The organism is Kitasatospora sp. NPDC002965, assembly GCF_040611255.1.
In the GTDB taxonomy this organism is placed as follows: domain Bacteria; phylum Actinomycetota; class Actinomycetes; order Streptomycetales; family Streptomycetaceae; genus Kitasatospora.
In genome coordinates, this window is sequence record NZ_JBEXNT010000319.1 from 1 (window position 1) to 1,097 (window position 1,097).

At 78.2% G+C, this 1,097-nt stretch carries 1 protein-coding gene; it reads left to right on the forward strand.

The genetic code is table 11. The features are described from left to right. Window positions 1-1,097: acyltransferase domain-containing protein (locus ABZY91_RS42110; RefSeq protein WP_355409551.1), on the forward strand; the 1,097-nt coding region annotated here is incomplete at both ends.

The following is a 1,097-nucleotide window of genomic DNA, read 5'->3' on the forward strand; positions in this document are numbered from 1 at the left end:
CGAGGCCGCCCGCACCCTGGCCACCGGCCGCGCCGCGCTGCCCCAGCGGGCCGCCCTGGTCGGCGCGGACCGCGACGCGCTGCGCGCCGAACTGGCCGCGCTGGCCGGGGGACTGCCCTCGGGCGGGGTGTTCGAGGGGCGGGCCGGCGCGCCGGGCACGGTCTTCGTCTTCCCCGGCCAGGGTTCGCAGTGGGCCGGCATGGCCGTCGAACTCCTCGACACCGCACCCGTCTTCGCCGAGCGGATGGCGCAGTGCGAGAAAGCCCTCGCCCCGCACGCCGACTGGTCGCTGACCGGGCTGCTGCGCGACGGCGACCCGCTGGACCGGGTCGAGGTGGTGCAGCCGGCGCTGTGGGCGGTGATGGTCTCGCTGGCCGCGCTGTGGCGTTCCCACGGCGTCGAGCCGGCCGCCGTGGTCGGCCACAGCCAGGGCGAGATCGCCGCCGCCGTCGTCGCCGGCGCGCTCTCCCTGGAGGACGGCGCCAAGGTGGTCGCGCTGCGCAGCCGGGCACTGCGCCGACTGGACGGCGCGGGCGGGATGGTCTCCGTGTCGGCCGCGCGGGACCGGGTCACCGAGCTGCTCGAACCGTACGGGCCGGAGCTCGCCGTGGCCGCGGTCAACGGCCCGCAGGCGGTGGTGGTGGCCGGCGTGCCGGAGCGGCTCGTCGCGCTGCTGGCCGACTGCGAGCGCGCCGGGGTGCGGGCCCGGCGGATCCCGGTGGCGTACGCGGCGCACTCCCCGCAGGTCGCCGAGGTGCGCGAGGAACTGCTGGCACACCTCGCCGAGGTGCGGCCCCGGCCCGCCGAGGTCCCGCTCTTCTCGACGGTCACCGGCGAGCGGATCGACGGCGCGCTCCTGGACGCCGCGTACTGGTACCGCAATCTGCGCGAGCCGGTCGTCTTCGACACCGCGACCTCGGCGCTGCTCGCGGCCGGTTACGAGCTGTTCGTCGAGGTGAGCCCGCACCCGGTACTGGTCGCGGCGGTCGACGGCTCGGCGCAGGCCGCCGGCCGGCCGGCCGCCGCCGTCCCGACCCTGCGGCGCGGGGAGGGCGGACCCGACCGCCTGCTGCGGGCGCTGGCCGAGGCCTGGGCGG